General features: G+C 61.5%; 17 protein-coding genes. 12 read left to right on the top strand and 5 right to left on the bottom strand.

The features are described 5' to 3' along the window. Positions 1–4: 4 nt before the first annotated feature. Together lolA and CAG11_RS25250 are read right to left on the bottom strand one after the other, a co-directional pair. The gene (lolA, locus tag CAG11_RS25255) at positions 5–628 is read right to left on the bottom strand and encodes an outer membrane lipoprotein chaperone LolA (protein ID WP_022639628.1); all 624 of its coding nucleotides are present in this window, start codon (positions 626–628) and stop codon (positions 5–7) included. 62 nt (positions 629–690) lie between these two features. Then, the gene (locus tag CAG11_RS25250) at positions 691–3,099 is read right to left on the bottom strand and encodes a DNA translocase FtsK (RefSeq protein ID WP_085598549.1); all 2,409 of its coding nucleotides are present in this window, start codon (positions 3,097–3,099) and stop codon (positions 691–693) included. A 294-nt stretch (positions 3,100–3,393) separates the two neighbouring features. Between CAG11_RS25250 and trxB the strand changes: the two genes are divergently transcribed. The 4 genes from trxB to infA all read left to right on the top strand — a co-directional run bounded on the left by trxB (position 3,394) and on the right by infA (position 6,183). After that, positions 3,394–4,344: a thioredoxin-disulfide reductase gene (gene trxB, locus CAG11_RS25245; protein WP_085598547.1), complete on the top strand. Its 951-nt coding sequence runs from the start codon at positions 3,394–3,396 to the stop codon at positions 4,342–4,344. 73 nt (positions 4,345–4,417) lie between these two features. Continuing rightward, a complete protein-coding gene (aat, locus tag CAG11_RS25240) occupies positions 4,418–5,098 on the top strand; it encodes a leucyl/phenylalanyl-tRNA--protein transferase (protein ID WP_031320138.1) in 681 nt (226 codons plus the stop codon). A 58-nt stretch (positions 5,099–5,156) separates the two neighbouring features. Beyond that, positions 5,157–5,864: an arginyltransferase gene (locus CAG11_RS25235; RefSeq protein WP_085598545.1), complete on the top strand. Its 708-nt coding sequence runs from the start codon at positions 5,157–5,159 to the stop codon at positions 5,862–5,864. A gap of 100 nt (positions 5,865–5,964) precedes the next feature. Beyond that, the gene (gene infA / locus CAG11_RS25230) at positions 5,965–6,183 is read left to right on the top strand and encodes a translation initiation factor IF-1 (protein WP_002553999.1); all 219 of its coding nucleotides are present in this window, start codon (positions 5,965–5,967) and stop codon (positions 6,181–6,183) included. A 141-nt stretch (positions 6,184–6,324) separates the two neighbouring features. On the opposite strand, the gene clpA is transcribed toward infA, so the two are convergent. Both clpA and clpS read right to left on the bottom strand, forming a co-directional pair. Next, positions 6,325–8,595, bottom strand: coding sequence for an ATP-dependent Clp protease ATP-binding subunit ClpA (gene clpA / locus CAG11_RS25225; protein ID WP_053136619.1), 2,271 nt, complete (start codon positions 8,593–8,595; stop codon positions 6,325–6,327). Between the two features lie 29 nt (positions 8,596–8,624). Next, a complete protein-coding gene (gene clpS / locus CAG11_RS25220) occupies positions 8,625–8,987 on the bottom strand; it encodes an ATP-dependent Clp protease adapter ClpS (RefSeq protein WP_011062173.1) in 363 nt (120 codons plus the stop codon). 223 nt (positions 8,988–9,210) lie between these two features. Here clpS and cspD point away from each other — a divergent pair, with 223 nt between their 5' ends. Then, on the top strand, positions 9,211–9,468 hold the full coding sequence (cspD, locus tag CAG11_RS25215; RefSeq protein WP_031320140.1) for a cold shock domain-containing protein CspD: 258 nt from the start codon (positions 9,211–9,213) through the stop codon (positions 9,466–9,468). 79 nt (positions 9,469–9,547) lie between these two features. Here cspD and icd read toward each other — a convergent pair whose 3' ends face one another. Further along, positions 9,548–10,804, bottom strand: coding sequence for an NADP-dependent isocitrate dehydrogenase (gene icd, locus CAG11_RS25210; RefSeq protein WP_011062175.1), 1,257 nt, complete (start codon positions 10,802–10,804; stop codon positions 9,548–9,550). Between the two features lie 507 nt (positions 10,805–11,311). Between icd and CAG11_RS25200 the strand changes: the two genes are divergently transcribed. The 7 genes from CAG11_RS25200 (at position 11,312) to CAG11_RS25170 (ending at position 19,184) form a co-directional block, all read left to right on the top strand. Next, positions 11,312–13,537 carry an NADP-dependent isocitrate dehydrogenase gene (locus tag CAG11_RS25200; RefSeq protein ID WP_085598543.1) on the top strand — a complete coding sequence of 742 codons (2,226 nt, stop codon included), beginning with the start codon at positions 11,312–11,314 and terminating at the stop codon, positions 13,535–13,537. 208 nt (positions 13,538–13,745) lie between these two features. Next, positions 13,746–14,192: an NUDIX hydrolase gene (locus CAG11_RS25195; RefSeq protein WP_022639637.1), complete on the top strand. Its 447-nt coding sequence runs from the start codon at positions 13,746–13,748 to the stop codon at positions 14,190–14,192. Positions 14,193–14,263: 71 nt separating this feature from the next. Next, a complete protein-coding gene (gene mnmA / locus CAG11_RS25190) occupies positions 14,264–15,397 on the top strand; it encodes a tRNA 2-thiouridine(34) synthase MnmA (protein ID WP_085598541.1) in 1,134 nt (377 codons plus the stop codon). Then, positions 15,394–16,017, top strand: coding sequence for a high frequency lysogenization protein HflD (gene hflD / locus CAG11_RS25185; protein ID WP_022639639.1), 624 nt, complete (start codon positions 15,394–15,396; stop codon positions 16,015–16,017). The genes mnmA and hflD overlap by 4 nt, the downstream gene beginning before the upstream one ends. A 128-nt stretch (positions 16,018–16,145) precedes the next feature. Further along, on the top strand, positions 16,146–17,516 hold the full coding sequence (purB, locus tag CAG11_RS25180; protein ID WP_085598539.1) for an adenylosuccinate lyase: 1,371 nt from the start codon (positions 16,146–16,148) through the stop codon (positions 17,514–17,516). 83 nt (positions 17,517–17,599) lie between these two features. After that, a complete protein-coding gene (locus CAG11_RS25175; RefSeq protein WP_085598537.1) occupies positions 17,600–18,769 on the top strand; it encodes a cupin domain-containing protein in 1,170 nt (389 codons plus the stop codon). Continuing rightward, entirely contained in the window at positions 18,762–19,184 is a 423-nt protein-coding gene (locus CAG11_RS25170) for a GNAT family N-acetyltransferase (protein WP_022639642.1), read from the top strand. The genes CAG11_RS25175 and CAG11_RS25170 overlap by 8 nt, the downstream gene beginning before the upstream one ends. The last annotated feature ends 39 nt before the right edge of the window (positions 19,185–19,223 follow it).

Genomic DNA, 19,223 nt, shown 5'->3' with positions numbered 1-19,223 from the left:
GCTCTTATTCCTGGATCACATCGGCACCCTTGGGGATGTCGAACTTGAACCTGGAAGCCGGGATCGACTCGTTGGCCTTGACCCCGGTGAACAGGATATTGGTGCGCTGGCCGACGCTGTCGATCAACTGCATGTCGTTGATCATGCCGTTGCGAAACGACAGGCGCAGGCTGTCGAACAAGGTGTCGCGGGTCTTGGGCTTGAGGACGAAGTCCATCACCCCACCGGCTTCCTTGGAGGTGATGTCGAAGCTTTCGCTGATCTTCGACACATCGCCGGAGAGCAGCAGCGCCGGGGTCTGGGTCAGGCGCTGGTCGAGCTTCTTGATGGTCACCTGCTCCAGGTCAGGGTCCCAGAGCGAAACCTTCTGGCCATCGGAAACCATCAACTGCTCCTGGGGAGCATCGGTGTGCCAGTAGAACAGGCCAGGACGCTGCAGGGACATCTCGCCCGCGGTTTCCTGCAACTGGGTGCCGCTACCGTCAAGGGTCAGTTGCGAGAAGCGCGCGCTCAGGGTCTGGGACTTTTCCAGCAACTGGGTCAGGCGGGCCACATCCTTGGGATCGGCGTGGGCCGACAGGGTGGTCACGGCCAATACCGGCAGCAGCAACATGCGAATCAGGCGCATGGGATTCCTCATTCAGGTAGATGGAGCGGCGTGGCCTCACGCCGCTGATATCGAAACCGCGATCAGTCGCGCGAAGGGCCGGGAGCCAGGACTTCGCGGGAACCGTTGGTGTTCATCGCCGTCACCACCCCGGCCATTTCCATGGCCTCGATCATCCGGGCGGCGCGGTTGTAGCCAATCTTCAGCTTGCGTTGGACCGCGGAAATCGAGGCCCGGCGGCTTTCCAGCACGAACTGCACCGCTTCGTCGTAGAGCGCGTCGGCTTCCGGATCGTCGCCCTCGCCACCGCCGCTGCTGCCTTCGAAACCGCTACCGGCCTCTTCGACGCCATTGAGGATGTCGTCGTTGTATTCGGGCGCGCCGCGCAGCTTCCAGGCCTCCACCACGCGATGCACTTCATCGTCGGATACGAAGGCGCCATGGACCCGGATCGGCAGGCTGGTACCGGGCGGCATGTAGAGCATGTCACCATGGCCCAGCAGTTGCTCGGCGCCCCCCTGGTCGATGATGGTCCGCGAGTCGATCTTGCTCGATACCTGGAACGCCATGCGGGTCGGGATGTTGGCCTTGATCAGGCCGGTGATCACGTCCACCGACGGCCGCTGGGTCGCCAGGATCAGGTGGATACCGGCGGCCCGGGCCTTCTGGGCGATACGGGCGATCAGCTCTTCGACCTTCTTGCCGACGATCATCATCATGTCGGCGAATTCGTCGACCACCACCACGATGGTCGGCAGCTTGGTCAGCAAAGGTGCTTCGTCGTGGATGCTCTCGCGGTTGTACAGCGGGTCGGCCAGCGGCGTGCCGGCATCGATAGCTTCCTTGACCTTGGCATTGAAGCCCGAGAGGTTGCGCACGCCCATCTTGGCCATGAGCTTGTAGCGCCGCTCCATCTCGGCCACGCTCCAGCGCAGGGCGTTGGCCGCGTCCTTCATGTCGGTGACCACCGGGCACAACAAGTGCGGAATGCCCTCGTAGATCGACAGTTCGAGCATCTTCGGGTCGATCATGATCAGCTTGGCGTCTTCCGGCCCGGACTTGAACAGGATCGACAGGATCATCGCGTTGACCCCCACCGACTTACCGGAACCGGTGGTACCGGCCACCAGCAGGTGCGGCATCTTCGCCAGGTCGGTGATGATCGGCTTGCCGCCGATGTCGTGGCCCAGGGCCAGGGTCACCGGGGACTTGAAGTTGTCGTATTCCGGAGTCGAGAGCACTTCGGAGAAGCGCACTATCTGCCGGTCTTCGTTGGGAATCTCGATGCCCACGGTGGTCTTGCCGGGAATCACTTCCACCACCCGCACGCTGGTCACGGCCAGGGAACGGGCCAGGTCCTTGGCCAGGTTGGCGATCCGGCTGACCTTGACCCCGGCCGCTGGCTGGATTTCGTAACGGGTGATCACCGGCCCTGGGTGGATGGAGTCCACCGCGACCTCGACCCCGAACTCCTTGAGCTTGATCTCCAGCAAGTGGCCGACGGCCGCCAGGGACTCGGGGGAGTAGTTGAGCTGTTTCTTTTCCGCAGGGTCGAGGATCGAGATCGGCGGCAAGGTACCGTCCACCGCGCTGTCGATGAACAACGGTACCTGCTTCTCCTTCTGCACACGCTTGCTCGGCTCCGGCGGCTTGGTGGCCACTGGCGTAATCACTGGCGGCACCTGCTTCTCGCGCTCGGACATGTGCTTGCTCAGGGCTTGCTCACGCTCGATCAGGCGCTCCTTGACCTTGGCCTGCTCGCGTTTGTCGGCGACGCTCGGCGCTACGACTTCGTCGACCCGGGCGTCCACTTCGCGCAGTTGCGCCACCAGTTGCTTGCGCTCCATGCGCTCATCCCACCAGCGATTGGCAGCGCCATGGACCAACTCGAACAGATCGAGGGTGATCTTGCCGGTGACGTCCATGACCTTGAACCAGGACAGGTCGGTGAACACCGTCAGGCCGAACAGGAACAGGGCGATGAACATCAGGGTACTGCCCTGTATGTTCAGGGCATTCTTGGCCAGGTCGCCCAGGCTCTCGCCCAGGGCGCCGCCAGCACCGGCCGGCAGGCCCGTGGCGGCATGGAAATGGATATGCGCCAGCGCCGCGCCGGACAACACCAGGAACACCAGGCCGATCAGGCGCCAGGAAAACAGCCAGCCACTCCACTGCCAGGGCTCATGGCGCTGGCGGAAGATCTGGTAGGTCTTGATCGCCAGTAACAGCGGGAAGATATAGGCGAAGTAACCCAGCACCATGAACAACATGTCGGCGCTGTAGGAACCGGCGGGACCACCGAAGTTCTGCACGTCCTCGATCTTGCTGTTATGACTCCAACCCGGATCGTCCTTGCCATAGGTCAAAAGCGCCATCATCAAGAACAGGCACAAGGCTCCGATGGCGATCAGCGCACCTTCCTTGAGCCGGTAGTGCAACTGTTGACGCCAGAGCGGAACAACGGGTTTGGGTGCTGCGGTGGATTTCTTCAAAACGCGTCTTTTCCTGCGCCAAGGGCGCGTCCAACGGGTGATTGACTACAAATACTGCTCAATCCGAGCAGGTAAATAAAGTTGACCGGCGTAACTGGGGCTACTTTTAACATTCAGTCACTTGCTTCTGAAACAGTGCAATTGCGAATAAGCCCGCTATAACGCCACATTGTACGGGTTTGTTCACTCCATGCCACGCCAGGAAGGCTCGCCGGGCATCGTTTTCTGCCTGTCATACGCTGTTCAATTGGAGCATGCATTCTCTTTGCTGACAAAGGCTTATGAGGTGTTTTTATGAACGACGCGAAGCATTCACGCCTGATCATCCTGGGCTCCGGCCCTGCCGGCTACAGCGCCGCGGTCTACGCCGCCCGGGCCAACCTCAAACCGACCGTGATCACCGGCCTGCAGGCCGGCGGCCAACTGACCACCACCACGGAAGTAGACAACTGGCCTGGCGATGTCGAAGGCCTGACCGGCCCCGTGCTGATGGAACGCATGCAGAAACACGCCGAGCGCTTCGACACTCAGATCGTCTATGACCACATTCACACCGCTCAGTTGCAGCAACGGCCTTTTGTCCTGGTCGGCGACAGCGGCAGCTATAGCTGCGACGCGCTGATCATCGCCACCGGGGCCTCGGCGCAATACCTGGGCCTGCCCTCCGAGGAAGCCTTTTCCGGCAAGGGCGTTTCGGCTTGCGCGACCTGCGACGGTTTTTTCTATCGCAACCAGGTAGTGGCGGTGATCGGCGGCGGCAACACCGCGGTAGAGGAAGCCCTGTACCTGTCGAACATCGCTCGGGAGGTGCACCTGGTGCATCGCCGCGACAAGCTCCGGGCGGAGAAGATCCTCCAGGACAAGCTGTTCGACAAAGCGGCCAATGGCAACATCCGCCTGCACTGGAACCAGCATCTGGATGAAGTACTCGGCGATGCCAGCGGAGTCACGGGCGCGCGCTTGAGGGACAGCCAGACCGGCGCCACCACCGACCTGGCGCTGTCCGGCGTATTCATCGCCATCGGTCACAAGCCCAACACCGACCTGTTCCAGGGCCAACTGCAGATGCGCGACGGCTACCTGCTGGTCAAGGGCGGCAGCGAAGGCGACGTCACCGCCACCGACATCCCCGGAGTGTTCGCCGCTGGCGATGTGGCCGACCACGTCTACCGCCAGGCCGTCACTTCCGCCGGGGCCGGTTGCATGGCTGCCCTGGACGCGGAAAAATTCCTCGACGACAACTAGGGCCTCGCCCTAGGCTTGTGGCAGGTCGCCTGGCGGCCTGCCACCGCCCTCCCCTGCCGCAAGTCTGGATGCCATGCTGACCTGGTTACAACGCAACAATCTTGATTTCCCCCCCCTGGAAAAAGCCATGCGCGAGCCCAACGGCCTGTTGGCTGCAGGGGGCGACCTGTCGGCCGAGCGCCTGGTCCAGGCCTACCGCCACGGCTGCTTTCCCTGGTTTTCCGAGGGCCAGCCAATCCTCTGGTGGTCGCCGGATCCGCGCACCGTATTGTTTCCGAACGAACTGCATGTATCCCGCAGCCTGGCCAAGCTCCTGCGCCAACAGCGCTACCAGGTCACGTTCGACCAAGACTTCGCCGCGGTCATCAGCGCCTGCGCCGCGCCCCGAACCTATGCCGATGGCACCTGGATCAGCGAGGCGATGCAGAACGCCTACCTGCAACTGCATCAGCGTGGCCACGCCCATTCGGTGGAGGTCTGGGACCAGGGAGTACTGGTGGGCGGGCTTTACGGACTGGCCATGGGACAGCTGTTCTTCGGCGAATCGATGTTCAGCCGCGCCGACAATGCATCGAAGTTCGGCTTCGCCACACTGGTGGAGCGACTGAAGGACTGGGGTTTCGTCCTGATCGACTGCCAGATGCCCACCGACCATCTGCATAGCCTGGGTGCCCGTGCCATCACCCGCAGGGAATTTTCCGATTACCTGCAACGTCACCTGGACCAGCCGAGCCGCGCCACATGGGTTTCCTAGGCGGGTTTGGCGGGGGTGGCTTACACTTAGAGCCAAAGCTTATCCCGAGGGTTGACTCATGACCGAGTTGGCGCGCCTGAAGTTTTATGCCACTCAACCCCATTCTTGCAGCTACCTGCCCGGCGAACAGGCCACTACCCTGTTCCTCGATCCCAGCCAGCCCATGGATGTGCATGTCTATGCGGATCTGTCGGAAATGGGCTTTCGCCGCAGCGGTGATCATCTGTACCGGCCCCATTGCCAAAACTGCAACGCTTGTGTACCGGCGCGCATCCCGGCAGCGCAGTTCCTGCCCAATCGCCAGCAAAAACGCATCCTCAAGCGCAACAGCGACCTGACCGTGCAAGCGGCCAAACCCAGTTTCAGCGAAGAATATTTCGACCTGTACCAGCGCTACATCGAGCAACGCCACGCCGATGGCGACATGTTCCCCCCCAGTCGCGATCAATTCTCGACTTTCCTGGTCCGCGACCTGCCTTTCTCGCGCTTCTATGAGTTTCGCCTCGAAGGCCGCTTGCTGGCCGTAGCCGTCACCGATCTGCTGCCCAACGGCCTGTCGGCGGTCTACACCTTCTATGAACCCGACGAAGAACGCCGCAGCCTCGGGCGCTACGCGATCCTCTGGCAGATCGGCGAAAGCCTGCGCCTGGGCCTTGACGCGGTCTATCTCGGCTATTGGATCAAGAACTGCAAAAAGATGAATTACAAGACTCAATACCGCCCCATCGAGCTTCTGATCAACCAGCGCTGGGTGCTCCTGAACTAGAAGGTCTTGGCTTGAACCCCACTTTTCGGGCACAATGCACGCCGCTTTTGCCTGGCGCAGTTGCACCGGGCCATTAACTGGACACCGAGGGCTTTACTGCATGTCGAAAGAAGACAGCTTCGAAATGGAAGGCACTGTCGTCGACACCCTGCCCAACACCATGTTTCGCGTGGAGTTGGAAAATGGGCACGTCGTAACCGCGCACATCTCCGGCAAGATGCGCAAGAACTACATTCGTATTCTTACCGGTGACAAGGTGCGCGTCGAGCTGACGCCCTATGACTTGAGCAAAGGGCGTATCACTTACCGCGCTCGCTAAGCAAGTCAATACAAGACGCCCGGCCAAGCCGGGCGTTTTTGTTGGCGCCTGAAAAACCTGCCTGCAGGTTTCAACATCCATTCTCCAGATAGCACAAAGGCACCTTGCGGTGCCTTTGGCATTTCTACGAGACGAGCTCTATCAGGCCATTTCCGCCGTGGTCTCGAAATCGAAGGTCAACTCGCCATCCTTGATGTCGATGTGCACCACACCGCCATGGTCGGACAACTCGCCGAACAGGATCTCTTCGGCCAACGGGCGCTTGATCTTGTCCTGGATCAGGCGCGCCATCGGACGCGCCCCCATGGCTACATCGTAGCCACCGGCGGCCAGCCAACTGCGGGCGGCATCGGTCACTTCCAGCTGCACGCGCTTGTCTTCCAACTGCGCCTGAAGCTCGGTAAGGAACTTGTCCACCACGCTCTTGATCACTTCATGGCTCAAGCGACCGAACTGGATGATGGTATCCAGGCGGTTGCGGAACTCCGGCGTGAAGCTCTTCTTGATCACTTCCATGGCATCGGAAGAGTGATCCTGATGAGTGAAACCGATGGAGGCTCGCGCCGCGGTTTCAGCACCGGCGTTGGTGGTCATGATGATGATCACGTTGCGGAAATCCGCCTTGCGCCCGTTGTTGTCGGTCAGGGTTCCGTGATCCATCACCTGCAGGAGCAGGTTGAAGACTTCCGGATGGGCCTTCTCGATTTCATCGAGCAGCAGCACGCAGTGCGGTTGCTTGGTGATCGCCTCGGTCAGCAGTCCGCCCTGGTCGAAACCGACATAACCGGGAGGCGCACCGATCAGGCGCGAAACGGTATGCCGCTCCATGTACTCGGACATGTCGAAGCGCACCAGCTCGATCCCCATGGCCTTGGCCAGTTGCCGCGCCGCTTCGGTCTTGCCGACACCGGTAGGGCCGGCGAACAGGAAGGAACCGACCGGCTTGTCCGGCGACTTCAGGCCCGCACGGGACAGCTTGATGGCGGTAGCCAACGAGTCGATCGCCGCATCCTGGCCGAACACCGTCAGCTTGAGGTCACGCTCGAGGTTGCGCAGCAGTTCCTTGTCGGAACTGGTGACATGCTTCGGCGGAATACGGGCAATCTTCGCCACAATATCTTCGACCTGCGCCACTTCGATGCGCTTGACGCGTTTCTCGGCCGGCTGCAGGCGCTGGAAGGCGCCCGCTTCGTCGATGACGTCGATGGCCTTGTCAGGCATATGCCGGTCATTGATATAGCGCGAGGCCAATTCCGCCGCGGCACGCAAGGCTTCGTCACTGTATTCGATGCCGTGGTGCTGCTCGAAGCGCGCCTTGAGCCCGCGCAGGATACCGATGGTGTCCTCGACCGAAGGCTCGGTGACGTCGACCTTCTGGAAGCGCCGGGCCAGGGCCCGATCTTTCTCGAAAATCCCACGGAATTCCTGGAAAGTGGTCGAGCCGATGCAACGGATGTCACCGGAAGAAAGCAGCGGCTTGAGCAGGTTGGAGGCGTCCATCACCCCACCGGACGCCGCACCGGCACCGATGATGGTATGAATCTCGTCGATGAACAGGATCGCCTGCGGACGCTTCTTCAGCTCGCCCAGAAGCGCCTTGAAGCGCTTCTCGAAGTCGCCACGGTACTTGGTACCTGCGAGCAGGGCGCCCAGATCCAGGGAATACACCACGCTGTTGATCAGCAGGTCTGGCACCTGATTGTCGACGATACGCTTGGCCAGGCCTTCGGCAATCGCGGTCTTGCCCACCCCTGCCTCGCCCACCAGCAGCGGGTTGTTCTTGCGCCGGCGAGCCAGGATCTGCGCCACGCGCTCGACCTCATGCTCGCGCCCAACCAACGGGTCGATGCGCCCCTGACGGGCCAGTTCATTGAGATTGCTGGCATAGGCATCCAGAGGATTGCCCGAAGAAGACGGCTCCCCACCCTCCTCGTCCTGCATTTCCTGCTCACCCTCGGAATGGTCGCCATGCCCGGGCACCTTGGAGATGCCATGGGCGATATAGTTGACCACGTCGATGCGGGCAACGCTCTGCTGCTTGAGCAGGAACACTGCCTGGCTCTCCTGCTCGCTGAAGATCGCTACCAGTACGTTGGCACCGGTAACTTCACGCTTGCCCGAACTCTGCACATGAAATACCGCGCGCTGCAGCACCCGCTGGAAACCCAGGGTTGGCTGAGTCTCGCGATCTTCATCGTGTACAGGAATCAATGGCGTAGTGGAGTCGATGAACTCCTGCAGGTCATGCTTGAGCTTGTCGAGGTTCGCTCCGCAGGCACGGAGAACAGTGGCAGCGGCCTCATTATCCAATAGAGCCAACAGGAGGTGCTCGACGGTCATGAACTCATGACGCTTCGAACGGGCCTCCTTGAAGGCGAGATTGAGGGTGACTTCGAGCTCGCGGTTTAACATAGCTTCACCTCATACCCAAGTGGTCGGCGTTAACCGTCCTTCTCGATTTCACAGAGTAGCGGATGCTGGCTTTCCCTGGCGTACTGGTTGACCTGCATGGCCTTGGTCTCGGCGATGTCGCGGGTAAACAATCCACACACTGCCCGTCCTTCGGTATGGACGGCCAGCATGACCTTGGTCGCCAGCTCGCGATTCAGGTTAAAAAACATCTCGAGCACTTCGACGACGAAATCCATCGGGGTGTAGTCATCGTTGAACAAAACCACCTTGTACATCGGCGGCGCCTGAAGCGCAGGCTTGGCCTCCTGTACCGCCAAGCCAGCGGAATCGTCGTCGTGCAAGTCCGGGCGATCCTGATTGAATGTTAGTCGAATCTGGCTGATTGCATGCATGGAAAGAAGGTTCGTCAGTTGTGCAAATACAGTGGTGGGGGCGCCCTGGGGGGAATTCAACTCCGACCGCCGGGTCACCTTGACTATCGGCAAAACGGTGTTACAACCAATAGGGCCCACATTGGGTAATAAACGTCCACGGCGTCAACCTTTTTACCAAGTTTGGCGGTGGATGAACTGGATGATACTCCAGTGATGGAGTCTGTTGCAGAGGGATATGAGTATGGCTAGCGGTAAGGTCAAGTGGTTCAACAATGCCAAGGGTTACGGCTTTATTAATGAGGAGGGCAAGAGCGACGATCTCTTCGCCCACTACTCGGCCATCGAAATGGATGGCTACAAGACCTTGAAAGCCGGGCAGGCCGTGAGCTTCGAGATCATCCAAGGACCCAAGGGGCTGCATGCGGTCAAGATAAGCTCCTTGAAGGCGCCCGGAGAAATCCTTGCCGCCGAGGCCCAGCACGAAAGCGCCTTGAGCTGATTTACCCAACATCCAGTCATAAAAAAACCGGCCGATTCAAGGGATTGAATCGGCCGGTTCGTTTTGCTCGCAGCGTGGCTTACATGTGCGAGATCAGCGCATCACCGAAGGCCGAGGAAGACAGCAGGGTCGCACCGTCCATCAGGCGCTCGAAGTCATAGGTCACGGTCTTGGCCGAGATCGCGCCGTTGGTGCCCTTGATGATCAGGTCCGCCGCTTCGGTCCAGCCCATGTGGCGCAGCATCATCTCGGCCGAGAGGATCAGCGAGCCCGGGTTGACCTGGTCCTTGCCGGCATATTTGGGCGCAGTACCGTGGGTGGCTTCGAACATGGCCACGGTGTCGGACAGGTTGGCGCCTGGAGCGATACCGATGCCACCGACTTCCGCCGCCAGGGCGTCGGACAGGTAGTCACCGTTGAGGTTGAGGGTGGCGATCACATCGTATTCGGCCGGGCGCAGCAGGATCTGCTGGAGCATGGCGTCGGCGATGGCATCCTTGACGATGACGTTCTTGCCGGTTTTCGGGTTCTTGAACTGCATCCACGGGCCACCGTCCAGCAGGGTCGCGCCGAACTCCTCGGCCGCCACTTCATAGGCCCACTCCTTGAAGGCACCTTCGGTGAACTTCATGATGTTGCCCTTGTGCACGATGGTCAACGAGTCACGATCGTTATCCACCACGTATTGCAGCGCCTTGCGCGCCAGTCGCTTGGTGCCCTGCAGGGAGACCGGCTTGACGCCGATGCCGCAGTTTTCATCGAAACGGATCTTGGTGACGCCCATTTCCTCTTTGAGGAACTTGATCACCTTGGTGGCTTCTGCCGAACCGGCTTTCCACTCGATACCGGCGTAGATGTCCTCGGAGTTCTCGCGGAAGATGGTCATGTCCACATCGCCAGGCTTCTTCACCGGGCTGGGCACGCCTTCGAACCAGCGCACCGGACGCAGGCACACATACAGGTCCAGTTGCTGGCGCAGCGCCACGTTCAGGGAGCGGATGCCGCCACCGACCGGAGTGGTCAGCGGGCCCTTGATGGAAACCACGTAATCCTTCACCGCGTCCAGGGTTTCCTGGGGAAGCCAGGTGTCCTGGTCGTACACTTGAGTCGCTTTTTCCCCGGCATACACTTCCATCCAGGAAATCTTGCGTTCGCCGCCGTAGGCTTTTTTCACTGCAGCATCGACAACCTTGATCATGACCGGGCTGATATCAACACCAATACCGTCGCCTTCGATGAAAGGGATAATCGGGTTGTTAGGAACATTGAGAGAATGGTCTGCATTGACGGTGATTTTGTCGCCGACTGCTGGAACCTGAATCTTCTTGTATCCCATGCTGAACTCCGTTGTGTGGATTGAACATCTGGCTGCATTCGAGCGTAACCCAGTTGTATCTGGACGGGAACCTCATGTTCCACCCGGATGCCGTGAAAGCGTTGCAATTCGCGGCCTACAAGCCTGAAAGCAAAGGGAAAAGTGCCAAACTCGAGCACTGGCGACGACTCTACGCCGCCACCTTGCCTGCGACCTTTAGACCAATGGACGAGCGCCCATGCATATGAAGCACCGGCGTTTTGCTAGCCACCTATGTATAATGCCGCCGCTGACCACAGAGTCACGACGGCCGAACGCTCTGCAACCGGAAAAAGACTAGCCGAGACTGGCCGCACGAAGCCGGGTTGTTACCGCAACCCACCCGCTTGACGCTCGACTGATGCACCCAACATCACCGCGAAGAAACCTCGACATTCGGCTCATGGATGACCTTTGAACGAAAGCGCTTTACCCGGCGCACCTCGAGTTTCTGCGCACGCTTTAGCAAAGAAGAGAGTTAATCCGAATATGCCCACCCGCTCGAAGATCATCTACACCTTCACCGACGAAGCACCCGCCCTCGCCACCTATTCCCTGCTGCCTATCGTAGAAGCCTTCACCGCTTCGGCTGATATCGCCGTGGAAACCCGCGACATCTCCCTGGCCGGGCGCATCCTCGCCAGCTTCCCCGAGCAGTTGGGCAGCAAAGCCGTGCCGGACCACCTCGCCGAACTGGGCGAGCTGGCGGTCACCCCGCAAGCCAACATCATCAAGCTGCCGAACATCAGCGCCTCGGTACCGCAGCTGCAGGCCGCGATCAAGGAGCTGCAAGCCCAGGGCTACGCCCTGCCGGACTACCCGGAAAACGCCACCACCGACGCCGAGAAAGACGCCAAGGCCCGTTACGACAAGGTCAAGGGCAGCGCCGTGAACCCGGTCCTGCGTGAAGGCAACTCCGACCGCCGCGCTCCGCTGTCGGTCAAGAACTACGCACGCAAGCACCCGCACAAGATGGGCAGCTGGGCCCAGGACTCCAAGTCCCACGTGGCCCACATGAGCAGCGGCGACTTCTACGGCAGCGAGAAGGCCGCACTGATCGAAGCCGCAGATAGCGTCAAGATCGAGTTGATCACCCAGGACGGCACCGCCACCGTCCTGAAGGAAAAGACCAGCGTACAAGCCGGTGAGATCCTCGACTGCGCCGTAATGAGCAAGAAGGCCCTGCGCGCCTTCATCGCCGCCGAAATCGAAGACGCCAAGGCACAGGGCGTACTGCTGTCGGTCCACCTGAAAGCCACCATGATGAAGGTCTCCGACCCGATCATGTTCGGCCAGATCGTTGCCGAGTTCTACCAGGACGCCCTGGCCAAGCATGCCCAGGTGCTGCAGGAAATCGGCTTCAACCTGAACAACGGCATCGGCGACCTGTACGCCCGCATCAAGGCCCTGCCAGCCGAGCAGCAAGCTGCGATCGAGGCTGACATCCAGGCCGTCTACGCCGCTCGCCCTGCCCTGGCCATGGTCAACTCCGACAAGGGCATCACCAACCTGCACGTGCCGAGCGACGTGATCGTCGACGCCTCGATGCCGGCCATGATCCGTGACTCCGGCAAGATGTGGGGCACCGATGGCCAGCTGCACGACACCAAGGCGGTGATTCCGGATCGCTGCTACGCCACCATCTACCAGGCCGTGATCGAAGACTGCAAGGCCAATGGCGCCTTCGATCCGACCACCATGGGCAGCGTGCCGAACGTTGGCCTGATGGCGAAAAAAGCCGAAGAGTACGGCTCCCACGACAAGACCTTCCAGATCAAGGCCGACGGCGTGGTACGCGTTACCGACAGCAAGGGCAACCTGCTGCTGGAACAGAAAGTCGAGGCCGGCGATATCTTCCGCATGTGCCAGACCAAGGACGCGCCGATCCAGGACTGGGTCAAGCTGGCCGTCAACCGCGCCCGTGCCAGCAGCACCCCGGCGATCTTCTGGCTCGACCCGATGCGCGCCCACGACGGCGTGATGATCGAGAAGGTCCAGACCTACCTGAAGGACCACGACACCAGCGACCTGGACATCCGCATCATGTCGCCGGTCGAAGCCATGAAATTCACCCTGGCCCGCACCCGCGACGGCAAGGACACCATCTCGGTGACCGGTAACGTACTGCGTGACTACCTGACCGACCTGTTCCCGATCATGGAACTGGGCACCAGCGCCAAGATGCTGTCGATCGTGCCGCTGATGAACGGTGGCGGCCTGTTCGAGACCGGTGCCGGCGGTTCCGCTCCGAAGCACGTGCAACAGCTGCTGGAAGAGAACTTCCTGCGCTGGGACTCCCTGGGTGAGTTCCTGGCCCTGGCCGCCTCCCTGGAACACCTGGGCAACACCTACGACAACGCCAAGGCCCTGGTCCTGGCCAAGACCCTGGACCAGGCCACCGGCCAGTTCCTGGACAACAACAAGTCGCCATCGCGCAAAGTCGGCAACATCGACAACCGCGGCAGCCACTTCTACCTGGCGCTGTACTGGGCCCAGGCCCTGGCAGCCCAGACCGAGGACGCAGCACTGCAAGCGCAGTTCGCTCCCCTGGCCAAGGCCCTGACCGAGAACGAAGCGACCATCGTCGCCGAGCTCAACGGCGTACAAGGCAAGCCAGTGGACATCGGCGGCTACTACGCAGCCAACCCTGAGCTGGTGAGCAAGGCCATGCGCCCGAGCGCTACCCTCAACGCGGCTATCGCTGCGCTGGCTTAAGCCATACCGCTGTAACGCAAACCCCGGCCCCGTGCCGGGGTTTGTGCTTTCTGTACAACACCATTCTTCCAGGAGCGAAACTTGCTCGCGACAAGGGGCCGCGATGGGCCAGGCGCAACGCGCGACCTTCATCGCGAGCAAGCTTCGCTCCTACAGGCACGGGTGTTCGTTTTATGATGATCACCCCACTCAAGACAGAGCCCTACCCATGGAATGGCAACCCCATATCACCGTCGCCACTATCGTCGAGGACCAGGGACGCTTCCTGTTCGTCGAGGAGTTCCAGGGCGAACAGGCGGTCCTCAACCAGCCCGCCGGGCACCTGGACGCGAATGAAAGCCTGCTGCAGGCAGCCGTGCGCGAAACCCTTGAAGAAACCGGCTGGGACGTGGAATTGACCGGCGTAGTGGGCATCTACCTCTACACCGCCCCCAGCAACGGCGTGACCTACCAGCGCGTGTGCTTCGCCGCCAGGCCGCTGCGCCACCATCCCGACTACCCACTGGACCACGGCATCATCGGCCCACGCTGGCTGACCCGCGAGCAATTGCTGGAGCAGCGCCCTCAGTGGCGCAGCGAGTTGGTCCTGCAGTGCCTGGACGATTACCTGGCTGGCCAACCCCACAGCCTGGCACTGATCCGTCCGTCGCTTTGATCGCAGTTTCCCCCTTGCAGGCGTCAGCCTGTTAGAATCCCGTCCTTTTTCCAGACACCCGTTGAATTCCTATGCGTGATCCAGCCCCTTCTGACACCCAAAAGAAGCGCGTCATTGTCGGCATGTCCGGCGGCGTGGATTCTTCCGTTTCCGCCCTCCTGCTGATGGAGCAGGGTTACCAGGTGGAAGGCCTGTTCATGAAGAACTGGGAGGAAGACGACGGAACCGAATACTGCACCGCCATGGACGACCTGGCCGACGCCCAGGCCGTCTGCGACAAGCTGGGCATCAAGCTGCACACCGCCAACTTCGCCGCCGAGTACTGGGACAACGTGTTCGAGCACTTCCTGGAGGAGTACAAGGCTGGCCGCACGCCGAACCCGGACATCCTGTGCAACCGGGAAATCAAGTTCAAGGCGTTCCTGGACTACGCCATGATGCTCGGCGCCGACCTGATCGCCACCGGCCACTATGTGCGTCGCCGTGATATCGACGGCCGCACCGAATTGCTCAAGGGCCTGGACCCGAACAAGGACCAGAGCTACTTCCTGCATGCAGTGGGCGGCGAGCAGATCGCCAAGACCCTGTTCCCGGTGGGCGAACTGGAAAAACCCGAAGTACGCGCCATTGCCGAGAAACATGACCTGGCCACCGCCAAGAAAAAGGACTCCACCGGCATCTGCTTCATCGGTGAACGACGCTTCAGCGACTTCCTCAAGCAGTACCTGCCGGCCCAGCCCGGCGAGATCAGGACCACCGAGGGCGAAGTCATCGGCCGCCATCACGGCCTGATGTACCACACCATCGGCCAGCGCCAGGGCCTGGGCATCGGCGGCCTGAAGGATGCTGGCGACGAGCCGTGGTACGTGCTGGCCAAGGACCTGGAGCACAACGAGCTGATCGTCGGCCAGGGCAATGACCACCCCTGGCTGTTCTCTCGTGCCCTGCTGGCCTCGGAGATCTATTGGGTCAACCCCGTCGATCTCAGCCAGCCTCGGCGCCTGACCGCCAAGGTACGCTACCGCCAGGGCGACCAGCCCTGCACCCTGGAAAAGACCGCCAACGGCTACCGCGCGACCTTCGACGACCCGCAACGCGCCGTGACCCCCGGCCAGTCCGTGGTGTTCTATGACGGTGAAATCTGCCTCGGCGGCGGCGTCATCGAAGTCGCCGAGCCCTGGACCAGCAAGGACCAGCGCCCATGAGCCCGATCCAGGAGCAATTGACGGCACTGGGCGGGGTGTTCCTGGCCGCGGTACTGGTGGACCGGATCGCCAAGACCGGCCAAGTCAGCGAAGCCGCCCTGAGCTGCATGCTCGGCAGCCTGCTGATCCGCGACCCCAAGGACACCCTGGAAGTCTATGGCGGCGACGATCTGAACCTGCGTGAAGGCTACCGAGCCCTGATCGGTGCCCTGGAGCGCGACCCCAGCTCGCTGCAACGCGAGCCGTTGCGCTACGCCCTGTCGATGCTCGGCCTGGAACGCCAGTTGGCCAAGCGTGGCGACATGCTCGATACCATCGGCAAGCGCCTGCCGCAGATCCAGTCCCAGGTGGAGCACTTCGGCCCAGCCCATGAAAACGTGATCGCCGCTTGCGGCGGGCTGTACCAGGACACCCTGAGCACCCTGCGCCAGCGCATCCAGGTCCATGGCGACATGCGCAACCTGCAGCAGCCGAGCAACGCCTCGAAGATCCGCGCCCTGCTCCTGGCCGGTATCCGCTCGGCACGCCTGTGGCGGCAGTTGGGCGGCCATCGCTGGCAGCTGGTACTGAGCCGGCGCAAACTGCTCAAAGAACTCTACCCCCTGATGCGCAGCCACTGAGCTGCGCTCGCCCAAGCGTTTTTTTCAAGAGCTGCGCGTAAGACGCTGGTCAGTTGGCAACGGACCGGCGGATATTTTCATGTATGATACGCGCCCCATTTCGTTGCCCGACTGTCCGAGAACACCCCATGCAGCTCTCTTCGCTCACTGCGGTTTCCCCTGTTGACGGCCGCTACGCCGGCAAAACCCAGGCCCTGCGGCCCATTTTCAGCGAATACGGCCTGATCCGTTTCCGCGCCCTGGTCGAGGTGCGCTGGCTCCAGCGCCTGGCCGCCCACCCGCAAATCGCTGAAGTGCCGGCCTTCTCCGCCGACGCCAACGCCCTGCTCAACAGCCTGGCCGACGACTTCGCCCTCGAGCACGCCGAGCGCGTCAAGGAAATCGAGCGCACCACCAACCACGACGTCAAGGCCATCGAATACCTGCTCAAGGAGCAAGCCGCCAAGCTCCCTGAGCTGGCCAAGGTCAGCGAATTCATCCACTTCGCCTGCACCAGCGAGGACATCAACAACCTGTCCCACGCCCTGATGCTGCGCGAAGGCCGCGACAGCGTGCTGCTGCCACTGATGCGCCAGATCGCCGAGTCGATCCGCGAACTGGCCCACCGCTTCGCCGACGTGCCGATGCTCTCGCGCACCCACGGCCAGCCAGCCTCCCCGACCACCCTGGGCAAGGAGCTGGCCAACGTGGTGTACCGCCTGGAGCGCCAGGTCGCCCAGGTTGCCGCCGTACCGCTGCTGGGCAAGATCAACGGCGCCGTGGGCAACTACAACGCCCACCTGTCGGCCTACTCGGACATCGACTGGGAAGCCAACGCCCGCGCCTTCATCGAAGATGAGCTGGGCCTGGCCTTCAACCCCTACACCACGCAGATCGAGCCGCATGACTACATCGCCGAGCTGTTCGACGCCATCGCCCGCTTCAACACCATCCTGATCGACTTCGACCGGGATATCTGGGGCTACATTTCCCTGGGCTACTTCAAGCAGAAGACCATTGCCGGCGAAATCGGCTCCTCGACCATGCCGCACAAGGTCAACCCGATCGACTTCGAGAACTCCGAAGGCAATCTGGGCATCGCCAACGCACTGTTCCAGCACCTGGCCAGCAAACTGCCGATTTCCCGCTGGCAGCGCGACCTGACCGACTCCACCGTGCTGCGCAATCTGGGCGTCGGCTTCGCCCACAGCGTGATCGCCTACGAAGCCAGCCTCAAGGGCATCGGCAAGCTGGAGCTCAACGCCCAGAAGATCGCCGACGACCTGGACGCCTGCTGGGAAGTACTGGCCGAGCCGATCCAGACCGTGATGCGTCGCTACAACATCGAAAACCCGTACGAAAAACTCAAGGAACTGACACGCGGCAAGGGCATCAGCCCAGAAGCGCTGCAGACTTTCATCGACGGGCTGGACATGCCAGCGGCCGCCAAGGCCGAGCTGAAGCAGCTCACCCCGGCCAGCTACATCGGCAACGCCGCGGCCCAGGCAAAACGCATCTGACGCGCGGCCTGACCTTCTGACGCCCGGCCGCGCCGGGCGTTTTTATTCCTGCTAGAAAAATACATTTTTTCAATAGGTTACACATGAATCCTGATACTCCTCTGCAACTTCTGGGCGGCCTCACCGCGCGGGAATTCCTGCGTGACTACTGGCAGAAGAAACCGCTGCTGGTGCGCCAGGCCATGCCTGACTTCCAAAGCCCGATCGATGCCGACGAACTGGCCGGCCTGGCCCTGGAAGAAGAAGTCGAGTCGCGCCTGGTAATCGAAAACGGCGAGCGCCCCTGGGAGCTGCGTCGCGGCCCCTTCGCCGAGGACGAGTTCAGCAAGCTGCCCGAGCGCGACTGGACCCTGCTGGTGCAGGCGGTGGATCAGTTCGTGCCGGAAGTCGCCGAGCTGCTGGAACATTTCCGCTTCCTGCCCAGCTGGCGTATCGACGACGTGATGATCAGCTTCGCCGCCCCTGGCGGTAACGTCGGCCCGCACTTCGACAACTACGACGTGTTCCTGCTGCAGGGCCACGGCAAGCGCAACTGGAAGATCGGCCAGATGTGCGACGCCCAAAGCCCGCTGCTGCAGCACGCGGACCTGCGCATCCTCGCCGAATTCGAAGAAACCGAAAGCTGGGTCCTGGAACCCGGAGACATGCTGTACCTGCCGCCACGCCTGGCCCACTACGGCATCGCGGTCAACGACTGCATGACCTACTCGGTAGGCTTCCGCGCACCGAGCGCCGCCGAAGTGCTGACCCACTTCACCGACTTCCTCAGCCAGTTCCTGCCAGACGAAGAGCGCTATACCGACGCTGACGCACAACCGGTCGCCGATCCGCACCAGATCCAGCACGATGCCCTCGACCGCCTCAAGGGACTGCTGGCCGAACACATGGGCGATGAGCGCCTGCTGCTGACCTGGTTCGGCCAGTTCATGACCGAGCCGCGCTATCCGGAGCTGGTGACAGGCCCGGAAGCGATGGAAGAAGACGAACTGCTGGACAGCCTGGAACAGGGCGCGGTGTTGATTCGCAACCCGAGCGCACGCCTGGCCTGGTCCGAGGTGGATGAAGACTTGTTACTGTTTGCCAGCGGCCAAAGCCGGCTGCTTCCCGGTAAACTGCGCGAACTGTTGAAAATGATTTGCGCCGCCGATGCGCTGCACATCGACAACCTCGGCCCCTGGCTGGCGGATGACGACGGGCGCGGCCTGCTGTGCGAACTGGTCAAGCAAGGGAGCCTGGGATTTGCCGATGAATAAGATTCACGTACGTGTCGCAGACTGGCAAAAGGATAACGCCGAGATCCGGCGCATTCGTGAAGCGGTATTCATTGCCGAACAATCGGTCCCACCCGAGCTGGAGTGGGATTCCGACGATAACGGCGCCGTGCACTTCCTGGCTTTCGAGGGCGACTTCGCCATCGGCACCGCGCGCCTGCTGCCCGACGGCCACGTCGGCCGGGTCTCGGTACTCAAGGACTGGCGCGGCCTGAAAGTCGGCGACGCGCTGATGCGCGCCGTCATCGATGAAGCCGAGAAACGCGGCCTCAAGCAGCAGATGCTCAGCGCCCAGGTCCAGGCCACGCCATTCTACGAGCGCCTGGGCTTCTCCATCGTCAGCGAGGAATTCCTCGAAGCGGGCATCCCCCACGTCGACATGGTGCGTGGCGCCTGACAGCCCACTCACCCCAGCGTGCAACAGACGCCCCGCCAC

The sequence above is a fragment of the Pseudomonas sp. B6(2017) genome, from assembly GCF_002112765.1.
Classification (GTDB): Bacteria; Pseudomonadota; Gammaproteobacteria; order Pseudomonadales; family Pseudomonadaceae; genus Aquipseudomonas; species Aquipseudomonas piscis.
The sequence above is the reverse complement of the archived record's forward strand: the minus strand, read 5'-3'. Positions and strand labels throughout refer to the sequence as shown.

Coding starts and splice junctions, on each gene's coding strand:
- aat (WP_031320138.1), top strand. CDS start 4,418: ATGCTGACCTGGTTACAACGCAACAATCTTGATTTCCCCCCCCTGGAA.
- CAG11_RS25200 (WP_085598543.1), top strand. CDS start 11,312: ATGCCCACCCGCTCGAAGATCATCTACACCTTCACCGACGAAGCACCC.
- trxB (WP_085598547.1), top strand. CDS start 3,394: ATGAACGACGCGAAGCATTCACGCCTGATCATCCTGGGCTCCGGCCCT.
- CAG11_RS25235 (WP_085598545.1), top strand. CDS start 5,157: ATGACCGAGTTGGCGCGCCTGAAGTTTTATGCCACTCAACCCCATTCT.
- CAG11_RS25195 (WP_022639637.1), top strand. CDS start 13,746: ATGGAATGGCAACCCCATATCACCGTCGCCACTATCGTCGAGGACCAG.
- hflD (WP_022639639.1), top strand. CDS start 15,394: ATGAGCCCGATCCAGGAGCAATTGACGGCACTGGGCGGGGTGTTCCTG.
- lolA (WP_022639628.1), bottom strand. CDS start 628: ATGCGCCTGATTCGCATGTTGCTGCTGCCGGTATTGGCCGTGACCACC.
- icd (WP_011062175.1), bottom strand. CDS start 10,804: ATGGGATACAAGAAGATTCAGGTTCCAGCAGTCGGCGACAAAATCACC.
- CAG11_RS25170 (WP_022639642.1), top strand. CDS start 18,762: ATGAATAAGATTCACGTACGTGTCGCAGACTGGCAAAAGGATAACGCC.
- CAG11_RS25175 (WP_085598537.1), top strand. CDS start 17,600: ATGAATCCTGATACTCCTCTGCAACTTCTGGGCGGCCTCACCGCGCGG.
- infA (WP_002553999.1), top strand. CDS start 5,965: ATGTCGAAAGAAGACAGCTTCGAAATGGAAGGCACTGTCGTCGACACC.
- clpA (WP_053136619.1), bottom strand. CDS start 8,595: ATGTTAAACCGCGAGCTCGAAGTCACCCTCAATCTCGCCTTCAAGGAG.
- mnmA (WP_085598541.1), top strand. CDS start 14,264: ATGCGTGATCCAGCCCCTTCTGACACCCAAAAGAAGCGCGTCATTGTC.
- purB (WP_085598539.1), top strand. CDS start 16,146: ATGCAGCTCTCTTCGCTCACTGCGGTTTCCCCTGTTGACGGCCGCTAC.
- clpS (WP_011062173.1), bottom strand. CDS start 8,987: ATGCATGCAATCAGCCAGATTCGACTAACATTCAATCAGGATCGCCCG.
- cspD (WP_031320140.1), top strand. CDS start 9,211: ATGGCTAGCGGTAAGGTCAAGTGGTTCAACAATGCCAAGGGTTACGGC.